General features: G+C 69.8%; 18 protein-coding genes. 3 read left to right on the top strand and 15 right to left on the bottom strand.

Translation table 11 applies throughout. The features are described from left to right. Nucleotides 1–42 precede the first annotated feature (42 nt). Nucleotides 43–954: an SMP-30/gluconolactonase/LRE family protein gene (locus RMN86_RS16225; RefSeq protein ID WP_309606898.1), complete on the bottom strand. Its 912-nt coding sequence runs from the start codon at nt 952–954 to the stop codon at nt 43–45. Between the two features lie 63 nt (nt 955–1,017). Between RMN86_RS16225 and RMN86_RS16220 the strand changes: the two genes are divergently transcribed. After that, nucleotides 1,018–1,452, top strand: a complete 435-nt coding sequence (locus RMN86_RS16220) for a DUF29 domain-containing protein (RefSeq protein WP_309606897.1) — start codon at nt 1,018–1,020, stop codon at nt 1,450–1,452. Here the strand turns inward: RMN86_RS16220 and RMN86_RS16215 are convergent, their stop codons facing one another. The 3 genes from RMN86_RS16215 to RMN86_RS16205 form a co-directional block, all read right to left on the bottom strand. Next, entirely contained in the window at nt 1,453–1,971 is a 519-nt protein-coding gene (locus RMN86_RS16215; RefSeq protein WP_309606896.1) for a dihydrofolate reductase, read from the bottom strand. Between the two features lie 25 nt (nt 1,972–1,996). Then, nucleotides 1,997–2,857 carry a thymidylate synthase gene (locus RMN86_RS16210; protein WP_309606895.1) on the bottom strand — a complete coding sequence of 287 codons (861 nt, stop codon included), beginning with the start codon at nt 2,855–2,857 and terminating at the stop codon, nt 1,997–1,999. Nucleotides 2,858–2,936: 79 nt separating this feature from the next. Then, the gene (locus RMN86_RS16205; RefSeq protein WP_309606894.1) at nt 2,937–3,479 is read right to left on the bottom strand and encodes a DUF924 family protein; all 543 of its coding nucleotides are present in this window, start codon (nt 3,477–3,479) and stop codon (nt 2,937–2,939) included. 107 nt (nt 3,480–3,586) lie between these two features. Between RMN86_RS16205 and RMN86_RS16200 the strand changes: the two genes are divergently transcribed. Beyond that, on the top strand, nt 3,587–4,504 hold the full coding sequence (locus RMN86_RS16200) for an RcnB family protein (RefSeq protein ID WP_309606893.1): 918 nt from the start codon (nt 3,587–3,589) through the stop codon (nt 4,502–4,504). Here the strand turns inward: RMN86_RS16200 and RMN86_RS16195 are convergent, their stop codons facing one another. From RMN86_RS16195 to prfA, 6 genes are all read right to left on the bottom strand, one after another. After that, the gene (locus tag RMN86_RS16195) at nt 4,505–4,999 is read right to left on the bottom strand and encodes a 5' nucleotidase, NT5C type (protein WP_309606892.1); all 495 of its coding nucleotides are present in this window, start codon (nt 4,997–4,999) and stop codon (nt 4,505–4,507) included. After that, entirely contained in the window at nt 4,975–5,460 is a 486-nt protein-coding gene (locus RMN86_RS16190) for a Fur family transcriptional regulator (RefSeq protein WP_309606891.1), read from the bottom strand. The genes RMN86_RS16195 and RMN86_RS16190 overlap by 25 nt, the downstream gene beginning before the upstream one ends. A gap of 39 nt (nt 5,461–5,499) precedes the next feature. Next, nucleotides 5,500–6,606, bottom strand: a complete 1,107-nt coding sequence (locus RMN86_RS16185) for a DUF4167 domain-containing protein (RefSeq protein ID WP_405041356.1) — start codon at nt 6,604–6,606, stop codon at nt 5,500–5,502. Nucleotides 6,607–6,895: 289 nt separating this feature from the next. After that, the gene (prmC, locus tag RMN86_RS16180; protein WP_309606889.1) at nt 6,896–7,759 is read right to left on the bottom strand and encodes a peptide chain release factor N(5)-glutamine methyltransferase; all 864 of its coding nucleotides are present in this window, start codon (nt 7,757–7,759) and stop codon (nt 6,896–6,898) included. Further along, on the bottom strand, nt 7,756–8,529 hold the full coding sequence (locus RMN86_RS16175; RefSeq protein WP_309606888.1) for an MOSC domain-containing protein: 774 nt from the start codon (nt 8,527–8,529) through the stop codon (nt 7,756–7,758). The genes prmC and RMN86_RS16175 overlap by 4 nt, the downstream gene beginning before the upstream one ends. A gap of 86 nt (nt 8,530–8,615) precedes the next feature. Then, a complete protein-coding gene (gene prfA, locus RMN86_RS16170) occupies nt 8,616–9,692 on the bottom strand; it encodes a peptide chain release factor 1 (RefSeq protein ID WP_309606887.1) in 1,077 nt (358 codons plus the stop codon). 78 nt (nt 9,693–9,770) lie between these two features. On the opposite strand from prfA, the gene RMN86_RS16165 reads away from it, so the two are divergent. Continuing rightward, a complete protein-coding gene (locus tag RMN86_RS16165) occupies nt 9,771–10,349 on the top strand; it encodes a pyridoxamine 5'-phosphate oxidase family protein (protein WP_309606886.1) in 579 nt (192 codons plus the stop codon). An 82-nt stretch (nt 10,350–10,431) separates the two neighbouring features. Here the strand turns inward: RMN86_RS16165 and RMN86_RS16160 are convergent, their stop codons facing one another. From RMN86_RS16160 to RMN86_RS16140, 5 genes are all read right to left on the bottom strand, one after another. Further along, nucleotides 10,432–10,725 carry a hypothetical protein gene (locus RMN86_RS16160; protein ID WP_309606885.1) on the bottom strand — a complete coding sequence of 98 codons (294 nt, stop codon included), beginning with the start codon at nt 10,723–10,725 and terminating at the stop codon, nt 10,432–10,434. 97 nt (nt 10,726–10,822) lie between these two features. Then, nucleotides 10,823–11,155, bottom strand: a complete 333-nt coding sequence (locus RMN86_RS16155; protein WP_309606884.1) for a YidB family protein — start codon at nt 11,153–11,155, stop codon at nt 10,823–10,825. 46 nt (nt 11,156–11,201) lie between these two features. Beyond that, nucleotides 11,202–12,371, bottom strand: coding sequence for a flavodoxin-dependent (E)-4-hydroxy-3-methylbut-2-enyl-diphosphate synthase (gene ispG / locus RMN86_RS16150; protein WP_309606883.1), 1,170 nt, complete (start codon nt 12,369–12,371; stop codon nt 11,202–11,204). A 56-nt stretch (nt 12,372–12,427) separates the two neighbouring features. Then, the gene (locus tag RMN86_RS16145) at nt 12,428–13,417 is read right to left on the bottom strand and encodes a helix-turn-helix domain-containing protein (protein ID WP_309606882.1); all 990 of its coding nucleotides are present in this window, start codon (nt 13,415–13,417) and stop codon (nt 12,428–12,430) included. 152 nt (nt 13,418–13,569) lie between these two features. Continuing rightward, on the bottom strand, nt 13,570–14,483 hold a 914-nt coding region (locus tag RMN86_RS16140; protein WP_309606881.1), incomplete at its 5' end, for a putative PEP-binding protein.

The following is a 14,483-nucleotide window of genomic DNA, read 5'->3' as shown; positions in this document are numbered from 1 at the left end:
ACCGGCTCAAGGTTGCGAAACCGTGTGCCGGGAGACGAGGGCTCATCCGTTGAAGTTGAGCTTGAGGCCCGGGCGGGGCCAGCGGACCTTGTAGAGCTTGCCGGTGGAGGAGGCGGTGATCCAGGCGTCCCGCATGTCGGCGCCGCCGAAGACGATGTTGGTGCACACCAGATCGGGGATCGGGAAATGCTCGGTCGTACCGTCAGTGTCGAAGGCGGTGACCCCGCCGTTGATGATGGTGGCGACGCAGACCTTGCCGCCGGCCTCCACCGCCAGCGAATCGAGCAGCTGATAGCCCGGCAGGTTGCAGACCACCCGACCAGGCGCGAACCCGGGCGGCGGGCCCAGCACGCCGGGGGCTGCGATATCGAAGGCCCACAGCCGGCCCAGCTGGGTGTCGGCGGCATAGAGGGTGGTCTCGTCGGGCGACAGGCCCACGCCGTTGGGCGAGATGATGTGGTCGCGCTGGCGGCTGATATGGCTGCCGTCGATCTTCGCATAGTAGAGCGCGCCGAACTTGCGGCCCTCGGGCGTCGAGCAGCCATGATCGGTGAACCAGAAGCCGCCCTGGCGGTCGAACACCAGGTCATTGGGCCCGATCAGCCGGCGGCCCTCGCAGGCGTCATAGAGGGTGGTGAGCTGGCCGGTCTTAAGGTCGAACCGCTGGATCGCGCCGCCCGTGTGGCTGGCCGGGGTGGGGCCGGGGATGCACAGGCCCTGGTTGTCCAGCCACTCGAACGCCCCGCCGTTGTTGGTGATGTAGATCGCCCCGTCCGGGCCGATAGCCGCGCCGTTGGGGCCGCCCCCGGTCTCGACCAGAGTGGTCTTGGCGCCGTCCGGCGTAACCCGTGTGAGCCGCTGGCCCTTGATCTCCGTCAGGATGATCGAGCCGTCGGCCATGGCGATAGGCCCCTCCGGAAATTCGAAGCCCTCGGCGACCAGTTGGATGTCCATGATTTTTCCCTACCGCTTATTTTCTGGCACTATGGGTTTGAAGCCCGGCCCGAGGCCAGCCCTATGACCAAACTCTACGACCGCGACTTCTTCGCCTGGACCCAGGATCAGGCCGACGCGCTTCGCCGACGCAGCGTCAATGAGCTCGACTGGGAGAACCTGCTCGAAGAGGTGGAGGGCATGGGCAAACAGGCGCGCAGCGAGCTACGCAGCCAAATCGTGATCCTGCTTCAGCACCTGTTGAATTGGCGGTTTCAGCCCGAACGCCGCAGCCGCAGCTGGATGTTCACGATTCTTGAGCAGCGCGGTGAAGCTCAGCGGGTGGTTGATGAAAGCCCGAGCCTGAAGCCCCTCGTCGAGCAGATTTTCACCGACGCCTATCCCACCGCACGCCTGCGCGCAGCCCGCGAGACACGCCGTTTGCCGAAAAGCTTTCCGGCGGAGTCGCCGTTCACCTGGGATGAAGCGATGAATGAGCCGGTGGACCTCGAAGACTGATCAGCGCCGTTCCAGCACCCGGACGGTGAACGGATAGTCGTCGCCCTCGCCGGCCGGATAGGCCTTGGCGGAGACCTCGGACCAGCGTCGCTCGTCGATCGGCGCCAGCGTCACGTCGCCCTCGATCTCGGTGTCGATCTCGGTGAGGTAGATGCGGCCGGCCTTGGCCAGGGCGAGCTCGAACAGCGAGGCGCCGCCGATCACGCAGACCTCGCGCGCGCCGTCTTCCTGCGCCTGCTCGCGGGCGATGGCCACGGCCTCGGTGAAGTCCTCGCAGACCACGCAGCCGGCGGGCTCGAAGGACCCGTCGCGCGACAGCACGATGTTGGTGCGCCCGACCAGCGGCTTCTTCGGCAGACTGTCCCAGGTCTTGCGGCCCATGATCACCGGCTTGCCCATGGTCACGGCGCGGAAGTTGGCGAGGTCGGTCTTCAGCCGCCAGGGGAGGGTTCCGCCCTTGCCGATGACGCCGTTGCGGGCGCGGGCGATGGGGCCGGCGGTGAGGGTGATGGAGGGCATGGGGTGTCTCTACCCCAGTTCCGGCCTAGACGGCGATGGGGGCCGAAATGGCGGGGTGGCTGCGGTAGCCTTCCAGCGCGAAATCCTCGAAGTCGAAGGCGAAGAGGTCGCGCTTATCGGCGAGCTTCATCTTGGGCAGCGGCAACGGCTCCCGCGACAGCTGCAGTCGCGCCTGGTCGAGGTGGTTTAGGTAAAGGTGGGCGTCGCCCAGGGTGTGGATGAATTCGCCGGGTTCGAGGCCGGTGACCTGCGCCACCATAAGAGTGAGCAACGCATAACTGGCGATGTTGAACGGCACGCCCAGGAACACGTCGGCCGAGCGCTGGTAGAGCTGGCAGCTCAGTTTTCCACCCCCCTTGCCGTTTGGGGCCACGAAGAACTGGAACAGGCAGTGGCAGGGCGGCAGCGCCATGTCCTCGACCTCGGCCGGGTTCCAGGCCGCGACGATGTGCCGGCGGCTGTCGGGATTGGTCTTCAGGCTCTCGATAACAGCGGTGATCTGGTCGATCACCCGGCCGTCCGGCGCGGCCCAGGATCGCCACTGCTTGCCGTAGACCGGGCCGAGATCGCCGTTGGCGTCGGCCCATTCGTCCCAGATGGAGACCCCGCGGTCCTGCAGCCAGCGGACATTGGTGTCGCCGCGCAGGAACCACAGCAGTTCCAGGATGATCGACTTTTTGTGCAGCTTCTTGGTGGTCAGCAGCGGGAAGCCCAGGCCCAGGTCAAAGCGCATCTGGCGGCCGAACACGCCAAGGGTGCCGGTGCCGGTGCGGTCGCCGCGTTCGACGCCGTTGGCCAGGATGTCGGCGAGCAGATTCAGGTACTGGCGCTCCGGATGGTCCGGCGCGGCCTGACAGATCGGGGCGATGGCGGCGTGGGCGTTCATTGCGGGTGATTCGCGGGTGATTCGGTCTGCCGGGGAATGCAGCGGGGCCGCGGCCAGGGTCACGATCCTGTGGACCGAATCACCCCCCGAACCCGCCTGCGTCAAGGAACGCCTGTTCCTCCGGCGAGGTGACCCGGCCCAGCGCTGCGTTGCGGTGCGGGAAGCGGCCGAAGCGGGCGACGATCTCGCGGTGGACGCCCGCCCATTTGAGGTCGTCGGCATTGCCCGCCTCGGCGCACAGCGCCAGTCCGAAGTCCTGGTCGGCGAGGTCTTCGGAGTGCTCGAACGGCAGATAGAAGAAGTTGCGCAAGGTGGGCTCCACCTGCCGGTCAAAGCCCCGCTCGACGGCGGCGCGGGCCAGCGCGCGGGCCTTGGGGTCGGTGGCGAAGGCATGGCCGGAGCCGCGATAGAGGTTGCGCGGAAACTGGTCGAGCAGCAGCAGCAGGGCCAGCGCGCCCTCGGCGGTCGCGGCCCAGGCGTCGTATTCGCCGCGGGCGGCCCGGTGGTGGGTCGGTTCGAACTTCAGGCGGATGGCCTCGTCGAAGGCGGCCACCTTCTTGAACCATTTCGCGGGCCCGGCGCCGAGCCAGAAGCCGATGATGTCGTTGGGATGGGCGGTCACGGGGGCGGGTCTCCAGATGTTCGTTCAAGCGCGGTTCAGGCGCGCGGGCAATAGTGGGCGGCGAAGGACACCATCGACGGGCGTGACGGCCCCACGGGACCAGAGTGATGAAAAGCAGAACCCTAGCGGCCTTGACGCTGGCGCTCCTGGCCGGCGCGGCGTCCCAGGCCGTGGCCCAGGAGCATCCGCGCGACGGCGGCGGAGATCGGTCGGAGACGAGGGACCACGAGCCGCGCGGTCCGGCGAACGGCCAGCCCCGGGGCCCCTGGGAAGCCCCGCGCGGCGGCCGCGGCGACGCCCGCAACCTACCGCCCGCTGCGGTCGCCCCGCCGCCGGTCGCCCCGTCGCCGGTCGCCCCGCCGCCGGTCGGCGCGCCGCGGGAGCGCCCGCCGCTCCAGTCCCCCCAGGACGGGCATGCCCGGTTTGGCGCGCCGCCACCCTCGGGCGAGATCTCACGCGGCGGCGGATCCAGCGGCCAGCGGCTCTCGCCGGAGCAAGGTCACGGCCGGGGTGCGGAACAGGTCAGGGGTCCTGAGCGAAACCGCGAGGTCAACCGCGGTGGCGGCGAGCACGGCTGGGACCGTCCCCACGACGCCGACCGTGGCCGCGCGCTCGAGCACGCCCGGGGCGACCCGCGCTGGGACCAGGACCATCAGGACGGGCGCCCATATCGGGACGGGCGCGATCACCGGGGTGGTCGCCGCGACGACCATGATCGCGACCGCTCTCATGGCGATGCGCCGCGCTGGGAGCGTGGCCGCTATCCGCCGGTCTATGCCGCGCCGCGTCGGTTCCACATCGCGCCCTATCGCCAGCCCTATGGCTTCTATGCGCGCAACTGGGGGTTCGGCGACATCCTGCCCCGCGGCTGGTACGGCGACAGCTACTGGCTGGACGATTTCTGGGGCTTCGACCTGCCCTATCCGCCCCCCGGGTACGCCTGGGTCCGGGTCGGCGACGACGCCCTGATGATCGACCGCTTCAACGGCCGCATCGTGCAGGTGGTGCGCGGCATCTTCTGGTAGCTAATCCAGGTACCCCGCGGTCGCCAGCGCCGCGATCGAGCCCTCGGCGGACCGGTGATGGATGAACCGGCCGCCGGCGTCTTCCCACAGGCGCCGGTGCTGGTCGCGGTCATCGACCAGGACGTCGCCGGGATGGCAATGCTCGCGCTTCAGCGCCGCGGGGGTGGTGATCACCGGCACGCCTGGAAAGTGGCGCGCGGCCCAGGCGCGCTTCTGCGGCTCGGCCCAGGCGCCGCGCGGCAGGCCCGTGAGGATGATCGGCGCCTTGTGCCTGACCGCCGCATACAGCCGGTGCGCGTCCGGCATGGGGTCGAGGTGTTCGAAAAAACCGTCGGCCCGCGCCAGCTGCTTCCAGAATCCCCCGGCGCCGTGGCGGGCCTCGAACGCTCGCGGAGGTTCGCCGAGCAGGGCGATCGCGCCCCGGTCGAAGTCGGCCAGGACGCCGTCGCAGTCGAGATAGATCTGTTTTCTCACCCCGCCTGGCAGGCCGGGCACAGCCCGCGAGCCTCCAGGGTGACGCTGGTCACCTGATAGCCCTTGGCCTCGGCGGCGACACGGCCGGGCGCGAAGTCGGGCTCGAACTCCTCGGCGGCGCCGCAGCAGGAGCAGATCAGGAAGGCCGCGGCGTGGTTCTCGCCGACCAGCCGGCAGGGCACGAAGGCGTTCAGGCTCTCGATGCGGTGGGCCAGGCCCATGCGTTCGAGGAATTCCAGCGCGCGGTAGACCGTCGGCGGCTTGGCCGGTTCGCCGGTCTCACCATAGGCGGCGATCATGTCGTAGGCCTTCAGCGGGCCGTCGGCCTGGAGCAGCAGCTCCAGCACGCGGCGACGCGGCGGCGTCAGCCGCTCGGCCGTCGCCAGGCAGCGGGTCTCGGCCGCGAGGAGCGCGCCATTCAGCGCCGGGCCCTTCAGGCCCGGATGGATCCCATCCTCGTGCTGGCAGTCCGCCGCGTGCATGGCGTCAGCTAACTCCGCTCAGCAGCGGACCGCAATCTTCTAGGCGTCCTCGGCCTCGGTGGCCGCGGTGTCGGGGCGCGGCGCACGGCGGCGCTTGGGCCTCGGCGTGTCTTCGGCTTCAGCGCGCGGGGCCTCGGCGCGCGGGGCGGGCGCCTGCAGGAAGGCGGGGGCATGGCTCTCGCCGCCGTCCGCGTCGCGCAGCACCCGGGCGGGGCGTTCGGCGCGCGCGGGACGCGGGGCGCGCTCCGGGCGCTCGGCCGCCGGGCTGACCAGGGGCTGGGCCTGCGGCTCGATCACGGGCATCGGGTCGCGCTCGGGGCGATCATCGCGATTGCGCTCGAAGCGTGGGCGGTCGTCGCGCGACGGGGTCTCGCGCGGCGGATTTTCGCGTGGCCGGTCATCGCGCGAAGCATCTCTCGGGCGGTCGTCCCTGGGGCGTTCGTCTCTGGGGCGTTCGTCTCTGGGCCGGTCGTCGCGCGGACGCTCGTCGCGCCAGGGGCGGTCGCGGCGGCCCTGGCCCTGTTGGCCCTGGCCCTGTTGGCCAGACGGGCCCTGGCCGTTGCTGTCGCGTGGACCGTCGTTACGGTCGCGGTTTTCGTAGCGGGGCCGGTCGTCGCGCTGGAAGTCCCGCGGCGCATCGCGCTGGACGTCCCGCTGTGTGTCTCGTTGTACGTCTCTGGGCCGGCTTTCGTCGCGGGGACGCTGCTCGCCGCCTTCGCGGGCCTGCCAGCTCTCGGCGGTCTCGCCGGCTTCGGCGGCGGCCAGATCGGCGGCTTCCGACTGCGCCTGGGCGCCCTCGTCCTCGAAGTCGATGTCAAAGCCGGAGGAGAAATGGTCGCGGCCGAGGATCTCGCTGGCCGGGCGGGTGGGCTGCATCGCCCTCAGCAGGCGGAAATAGTGTTCGGCGTGCTGCAGATAGTTTTCGCCGAGCACCCGGTCGCCGGCCGCCGAGGCGTCGCGCGCGAGCTGCTGATACTTCTCGAACACGTGCTGGGCGTTGCCGCGGACCTTGGAGCCCTCGGGCCCGTTGGAATCGAACGCCCGGTTGGCGTTCTGCGGCTGCGGCTTGCCGCCGCCCCCGCCGCCACTCCCGCCGCCGCCGCGATTGCGGCCGCGTTGACGCTTCATACCTTTGAAATCTCTCATTATTTAATGACCGTCTTGTTCTTCCCTGGCGGACCCTTGGCGGGTCGGCCTGTGCGCTAGCCTTCAGCGGGATCGGGCGCCTTGCCCGGATTTTCGTTGATGACGCTTAAGTGTTCCCCGTCGTCCGCCCGAAAGCCCTGAAAGCCGGAAGCCTTGAAAGCGGGAAGCTCTGAAAGCCGCCGCGCCCTGTCGGGACCTGCCTGTCGTGACCGGCGTGCGTCCTTGGCGGGACGCCTCTACCTGAAGCCGACGATTTGGGTGGAGACATTTCCTAAGTAGCGAGTCGGGTTCAGCTTTCCAAGGGATTTTTCACGCCGGCCACAACCCGGTCCCGGTCGCCGAGGTCGCGCAGGGTCTGGACGTCGCGCGCGCCGGCGTCGCGGAACAGGGTCTCGACCGCCGTCTTCTGGTCATAGCCGATCTCCACGGCGAAGCGGCCGCCCGGTTTCAGCACCCGCAGGATCTCCGGCGCCAGGCGGCGATAGTGGGCCAGGCCGTCGGCGCCGCCCTCCAGGGCGATGCGCGGCTCATGGTCGCGCACCTCCGGCTCCAGGGTCTCGATCACATGGCTGGCGATATAGGGCGGGTTGCAGACCACCAGGTCGAAGGTCGCCTCGCCAAGGCCCGTGGTCCAGTCGCCGCGCAGCAGGGCCAGCCGCCCCGCGAGCCCCAGGTTGGCGGCGTTTTCACGGGCGACCGCCAGCGCTTCCTCGGAGACGTCGACGCCAAGCCCGCGGGCGGCGGGGCGCTCGGCCAGGATCGACAGCACGATCGCGCCGGAGCCGACGCCAAGGTCCAGCACCGACCAGGCCGCGTGCTCGGGAAAGTCGCGCAGCACCCACTCGACCACGGTCTCGGTGTCCGGCCGCGGCGTGAGCACGTCGGGCGTCACGGTCAGCATGATCTTCCAGAAGCCCTTGCGGCCCAGGATGTGGCTGACCGGCTCGCGGTGCTCGCGCCGGGAAATGTAGCTTTCCAGGCTGGCTTCCTGGTCGGCGGTCAGCGCCCGGTGCGGATCGGTGACGATGTCGGCGCGGGTGGCGTCCGCCGCGGCCTCGACCAGCAGGCGCGCATCGATCACCGGGCCGACCAGGCCGGCGGCTTCCAGGCGCGCCCGGGCGGTCTGCCAGGCCTGCAGCAGGGTCAGGCTCACGCCGCCTCCGCCGGCGCAGTGACCGCATCGCCCAGGCCCACCTCGCCCGCGGAGGTCACCCGCACATAGACGCCGCAGTCCATGTGGCCATAGGCGTCGAACAGCGCCCGGGTGATGTCGAGATCGCGCCGGGCGGTCGTCGGGTCGACATTCACCGCGGCGCAGCGGACGATGGGCTTGAACACCTGAACCGCCGCCCAGCCGGCCATCATCGCCTTGCCGGTCCAGCTGTTTTCCACCCAGGCCGGCCAGCCTTCAACGTAGAGGTTGGCGCGGAAGCGCAGAGGGTCGAGGTCGACGCCCATCTTCTGGCCAAGGTCGCGGACGCTGGCGAGGTTGATGATCGAGATCTGGCCCAGCGGGTGGTCGGTGAAGCGGTGCTCGCCCGGCGCCTCGACAACCTTCAGCGGCCCATGTGCGTCGTCGCCCAGAAGTCCCGTCAGCCACGCGGAAAAGGCGTCGCGGCCGGCGGCGTCGGACAGGCGCACGGCGATCTCCGGCGCGCCGGGCGCCGTGGCGTGCAGCACCCCGGTCTCGGGGTTGAGGCGGGTGCGCGCCGCGGCGACCCGTTCGATCTGCGCCAGCACTGTGAACCGCTGCTTCGGAACGAAGGCCGGGGTCTTCGGATCGAAGCCGGAGGGGCCGTTCTCCACCGCCCACCGGCGGTCATGGGGAAAGCCCTCGCCGGGCGCGAGCCGCACGCGATCCAGGGGCTCGGGCGTGAAGCCCTTCACCGGATGGCGGAAGATGGCCGCGACGTGACCGCTCATCCGCAGCCCCTTGCCGCAACGCCGCGTCGGCGACAAGCGGAACGGACCGCGCCGTGGCGTGCGAGAGGACGATTTGCCAGGCGATCTCAGCCGAACTCGTCTTCCAGCGCCGAAAGCCGCGCCGCCTGATCCTCCGCGATCAGCGGATTGATCACATCGTCCAGCGCCTCGCCCTCGAGGATCTTCGGCAGGTTGTAGAGCGTCAGATTGATCCGGTGGTCGGTCACCCGGGCCTGCGGGAAGTTGTAAGTGCGGATGCGCTCCGAACGATCGCCGGAACCGACCTGGCTCTTGCGGGCGTCGGAGCGGGCGGTGTCAAGCGCCTCGCGCTGCCGATCGTAGAGCTTGACCTTCAGCGCCTTCATCGCCCGCGCGCGGTTCTGATGCTGCGACTTCTCCGAGGATGTCACCACGATGCCGGTGGGCAGGTGGGTGATGCGCACGGCGGAATCGGTCTTGTTGACGTGCTGGCCGCCGGCGCCGGACGATCGGTAGGTGTCGATGCGGATGTCGCCGTCCTTGATGTCGATCTCTACTTCCTCGGGTTCCGGCAGCACCGCGACGGTGGCGGCGGAGGTGTGGATTCGGCCTTGCGCCTCGGTGGCCGGCACCCGCTGCACCCGGTGGACGCCGCTCTCGAACTTCAGCCGACCGAACACCCCGTCGCCGGTGACCGCGGCGATGATCTCCTTAAAACCGCCGGCGTCGCCCTCCGAGAGGCTGTCGATCTCCACCCGCCAGCCGCGCAGGGTCGCGTAGCGCTGGTACATGCGAAACAGGTCGCCGGCGAAGAGGGCCGCCTCGTCGCCGCCGGTGCCGGCGCGGACTTCCAGCATCGCCGAGGCGTTCTCGTCCCGGTCCTTGGGGGCCAGCAGCAGCGCCACGTCGCGTTCCAGGACCGGCAGGCGGAGTTTCAACGCCTCCAGTTCGTCGCGCGCCATGGCGGCCATGTCGGGGTCGCCGGCGGCCAGCATCTCCTCAAGCTCGGGCGCCTCGGCGCGGGCGCGCTGCACGGCTTCGACCGCGTCGACCACCGGCTTGAGCTCGGCGTGCTCCTTGGACAGGCGGACGATCTCGGCGCCGTCGGTGGCAGCCCCCATCCGCGCCTCGATCTGGCGGAAGCGGTCGAGCACCTGATCGAGACGGGCCTGGGGAAGTCGCAAGGGTCTGGACGCCTGAAGAGAAGGGGAGCTTCCTTACCGTCCCGCCGCGCGCTTGCCAAACAGGCTCGGGAGACCGCGATGTATCACGAGGGCAATCGCCGACTGCAGGACGCCTTCGGCAGCCGTGGGCTGGCCGACCGGCTGGACGAGCGGTTACGCCGCGACCGGTTCAACGACGATGACGCCACGTTCATCGCCAGCCTGGGGTTCTTCTTCCTGGCCACGGCAGACGCGGACGGGCGCCCCGACTGCTCGTTCAAGGGCGGGCCGGCGGGGTTCGCCCGCGTGGTTGCGCCGGACCTCCTGGTGTTCCCCGACTACGACGGCAACGGCATGTTCAAGAGCCTGGGGAACCTGGCGGTCAACCCCAACGTCGGCCTGCTGTTCCTGGCGTTTGGCGAGGCCCCCAAGCGGCTGCGGGTCAACGGCCGCGCCGAGGTGGTCGGCGACGATCCGATGATGGCGCGGATCCCCGGCGCCCAGCTCCTGGTCAAGGTGACGCCGGTGGACATCTTCCCCAACTGCCCGCGTTACCTGCCGAACCTGCAGCAGATCGAGCCCTCGGCCTATCTGCCGCAGCCGGACGCTCCGCCCCTGGAACCGAAATGGAAGAGCTTCGAGATCTTCGCCGACGTCGTCCCGCCGCGACGGCGGTAAGACCGCATTTACGGTTTCCTCCCCCTGCGGAGGAGGAAACCGCGCCGTCAGCGCGGGCAACCCCGCCTGAGGATCGCCCCGCCTAGACGCGGACGCCGCTCAGGGGCGCGTTGCCGAAGGCGCCCAGCTTGACGTTGCCGGTCATGGCGTCGCCGGCGACGGTGGCTTCGAATTCCAGGGTCATCGGCATTGGCGTGGTGATCGCCGCGCTCCAGGTCAGGGTGTCGCCGGCGACCTTGCCGCTGATGTCGGCGTCGCCCATGCGGCCCGAGGTCTTGCCGGTGAAGGTGTCGCCGCTGGTGGTGATCGAGGCGTTCACTTCCTGCGCGCCCATGGGCGTATTGATGGTGATCTTCCAGTTGCCGTCCGCGGACATGTGTCGCTCCCTGAATTGACGCCGGCACCTAAGCGCGGATGGCCGGCGGGCGCAAGAGTGACGCTGGCGTCAACTTTGTAGGGCGCGCGGCGCCGCCTCAGGTCGGCGGGACGACGCCGTGGGGGGTCAGGGTGTCGATGGCCTGCGGCAGCACCTGGGCCAGTTTGCCGGCCAGGTCCTGCGGCGAGATGCCGATCTTGGCGGCGAGCTGGGCGAGGGCGTCGGAGCCGAGCGCCTGATGCAGCTGGTCGGCGGAGACCGGCTGGTTGGTCCCGGTCCCGATCCAGGACTGCACCGTGCCGCCCAGCCCCTTGGCCTGCAGGTCCGAGACGATGCCCTGCACGCCGCCGTGCTTCTCGATCAGGCCGTTCACCACCGTCGCCATCTCGGCGCCGATGACGCCGCCCAGCAGACCATCAAACAAGCCCATCGAAATTCCTTCCCCGTTGTTTCAACCTGAGCCCGACGCCCGCGCGCTATTCGGCCGCTTCGAGCGCAGCCGCGGCGGCGTCGATCTCGGCGGCCCTGGCTTCGACCAGGCCGACGATATGGTCGACCATGTGCGCGTTGTCGATCTTGTGATCCTGCCGGCCGGCCACATAGACCATGCCCGAGCCCGCGCCGCCGCCGGTGAAGCCCAGGTCGGTCATCAGGGCTTCGCCGGGTCCGTTCACCACGCAGCCGATGATCGACAGGCTCATGGGGGTGGAGATGTGCGCCAGACGAGCCTCCAGGGCCTCCACCGTCTCGATCACCTTGAACCCCTGCCGGGCGCAGGAGGGGCAGGCGATGATGTTGACGCCGCGGTGGCGCAGGCCGAGCGACTTCAAAAGGTCGAAGCCGACCTTGATCTCCTCCACCGGGTCGGCGGCCAGCGACACGCGGATGGTGTCGCCGATCCCGGCCCACAGCATGGCGCCCATGCCGATCGCGGACTTGACCGTCCCAGTGCGAAGCGCGCCGGCCTCGGTGATGCCCAGGTGCAGCGGGCAGTCGATGGCCTCGGCCAGCTGCTGATAGGCGGCCACGGTCATGAACACGTCGGACGCCTTCACGCTGATCTTGAACTCGTGGAAGTCGTGATCGCGCAGGATGTTGGCGTGGCGAAGCGCGCTCTCGACCATGGCGTCGGGGCAGGGCTCGCCGTATTTTTCCAAGAGGTCGCGCTCCAGCGATCCGGCATTGACCCCGATGCGCATGGAACAGCCGTTGTCGCGGGCCGCGGCGATCACCTCGCGCACCCGGTCGGGCGAGCCGATATTCCCGGGATTGATCCGCAGGCAGGCGGCGCCGGCCTTGGCCGCCTCGACGCCGCGCTTGTAGTGAAAATGGATGTCGGCCACGAGCGGGACCTGGGCCTCGCGGGCGATGGTCCTGAACGCTGCGGTGGAGTCCGCGTCCGGACAGGAGACGCGAACGATGTCGGCGCCGGCCTCCTCAAGCTGGCGGATCTGCTCAAGCGTCGCCGCGGCGTCGGCGGTCAGCGTATTGGTCATCGACTGGACGGTGATCGGCGCATCGCCGCCGACCTCGACACGGCCCACGCGAATCTTGCGCGAGACCCGCCGCTGGATCGCTCGCCAGGGGCGGACGGACGTGTGATCCCGAAGGACCGGTTCTGGGTGGGCGTGGTCTGAGGCGCTCATGGCGGCGTGAAAATAGGCGGTTTCGCCGACAACCCCAAGTCGCCAGTCGCGGCGGCCTATTCGGCGAGCTTGTTCAGCGAGGCCTGGGCGGCGGGCAGCACGCCGCGCGACCGGCCGGCGACGAACACCTGGAAGCTGTCGGGTTCGGAGACGTCGGCGGTCAGGCCGGCCAGCTGCGGCGCGCGGTAAGCCTCGCCGGCGGCGAACTGGCGGGCGAAATAGATCGAGCCGTCGGCGCCGCGGACGATCAGCGAGGCTGACTTCAGGGCCTGCAGGGTAACGCTGGACGGCTGGCCGGCGGGGGCTCCGAAGACCACGCCCTTGACGGTGAACATCGGGGGCAGGCTGGCCGGATCGACGGCGGCCTCGCCGTCGGCCCTGACACCCAGCCTGGCGGGCGCGGAGTGGTTGACCCCATCGGCTCCGGCGGCGGCGAGGCCGGGCGTCTCGTAGGGGGCCGGCGTCGTCGATTCCACCGGCGCGGGGAGGGGCGCGCCGAGCGCCATGGGACCCGACCGCTGGTCCCGCAGCGCCCGGGCGGCGGCCTTGGCCGGCGCGGTGGGCGAGGGCGGCGCGTTGGCGTTCATGGCGCGCTGAGCGACGTTCCAGATGATGATCGCCGCCACGATCACCACCACGCCGGCGACGATCGTCACCATCCGCGGATCGCCGCCCTGGTTGACGCCCAGCGGCTCGCGCAGCGGCTCGTCCAGCATCGGCTCATCAGCCTTGAAGCGCTCGACCGCGACATCGCCGTCCAGGCCCAGCGCCTGGGCGTAGGCGCGGATATAGCCGACGGTGAACGGTCGCGACGGCAGCTTCTCCAGCCGCATGGCCTCGATGTCGGCCAGGTAGGCGCGACGGATGCGGGTGATCTCCGCCACCTGTTCGAGCGACAGAGCACGGTGTTCGCGCACGGCCTTCAGCGCCTGGCCAATATCGGCGCCCGCTTGCAGAGTCGGAGCATAGGTTTCGGCGCCGTCGAGCGCCCGGCTCGAGTCGGCATCCCACCGCGGATCGGCGCCCCCGCCAGTATCGAGCGGCATGGCTACTCTCACCTTCGACCCCCTGTCGCGACCGCATCGCGACGATGATGTCCGGTTCGACAAGTCACGCAACATCTGGATTTGAGCCGCCGGTAACACGCGCGACCGTGATCTTCAATGCGCCGAACCGTCGCGCGGCCGACTCAGTTTTCCTACACCGCAAGGTAGATTTTGCGCGCCAGGGTTTCGATTTCGTTGCGGACAGATCCGGCGCCGCTCTTCAGCAGGGCGGAAACGCCGCGGCGGGCTGCTTCACGATCGCAGGACAGCACCATCTGCTTGACCGGTCCGACGCCGGCGGGGGGCATCGACAGCCGCTGGAACCCGAGCGCGACCAGGGTGAACGCCTCCAGCGGCCGGCCGGCCATCTCGCCGCAGACGCTGACCGGGGTGTTGGTCTCCGCGCAGGCCCGCTGGATCTGTTCCAGCGCCCGCAGCGCCGGCGGCGACAGGGGATCGTAGCGGTCCGCCACCCGCGGGTTCCCCCGGTCGGCGGCGAACATATATTGCATCAGGTCGTTGGTGCCGACGCTGACGAAGTCGGTGAGCGGCAGCAGCGCGTCCAGGTGCCAGATCAGCGACGGCGCCTCGATCATCGCGCCGACATCCAGGCGCGACGGCGCCTTGCGGCCCCGGCGCTCGGCCCAGGCGATCTCCACGTCCACCAGGGCGCGGGCGGCGCGGAACTCGTCGACGTTGGCCACCAGCGGGAACATGATCCGCAGCTCGCGCCCGTTCGCCGCGGCGATCAGCGCGCGCAGCTGCAGGCGCAACAGGGCCGGGCGGTCGAGCCCCATGCGGATCGCCCGCCAGCCCAGCGCCGGATTGTCCTCCCGCTCGGCCTCCATGTAGGGCAGCACCTTGTCGCCGCCGAGATCGAGGGTGCGGAAGGTCACCGGCAGGTCACCGGCGGCGTCCATCACCCGGCCATAGAGCGCGGTCTGGGCGTTGAAGCGCGGCATCTCCTCGGCGACCATGAACTGGAACTCGGTGCGGAACAGGCCGATGCCCTCCGCCCCCGTCTCGCCCAGGATGTCCAGATCCACATCGAGGCCCGCGTTCATCA

Origin of the sequence: Phenylobacterium sp. (assembly GCF_031360265.1) — a bacterium.
In the GTDB taxonomy this organism is placed as follows: domain Bacteria; phylum Pseudomonadota; class Alphaproteobacteria; order Caulobacterales; family Caulobacteraceae; genus Phenylobacterium.
This window is presented reverse-complemented; position numbering and strand designations above follow the sequence as displayed.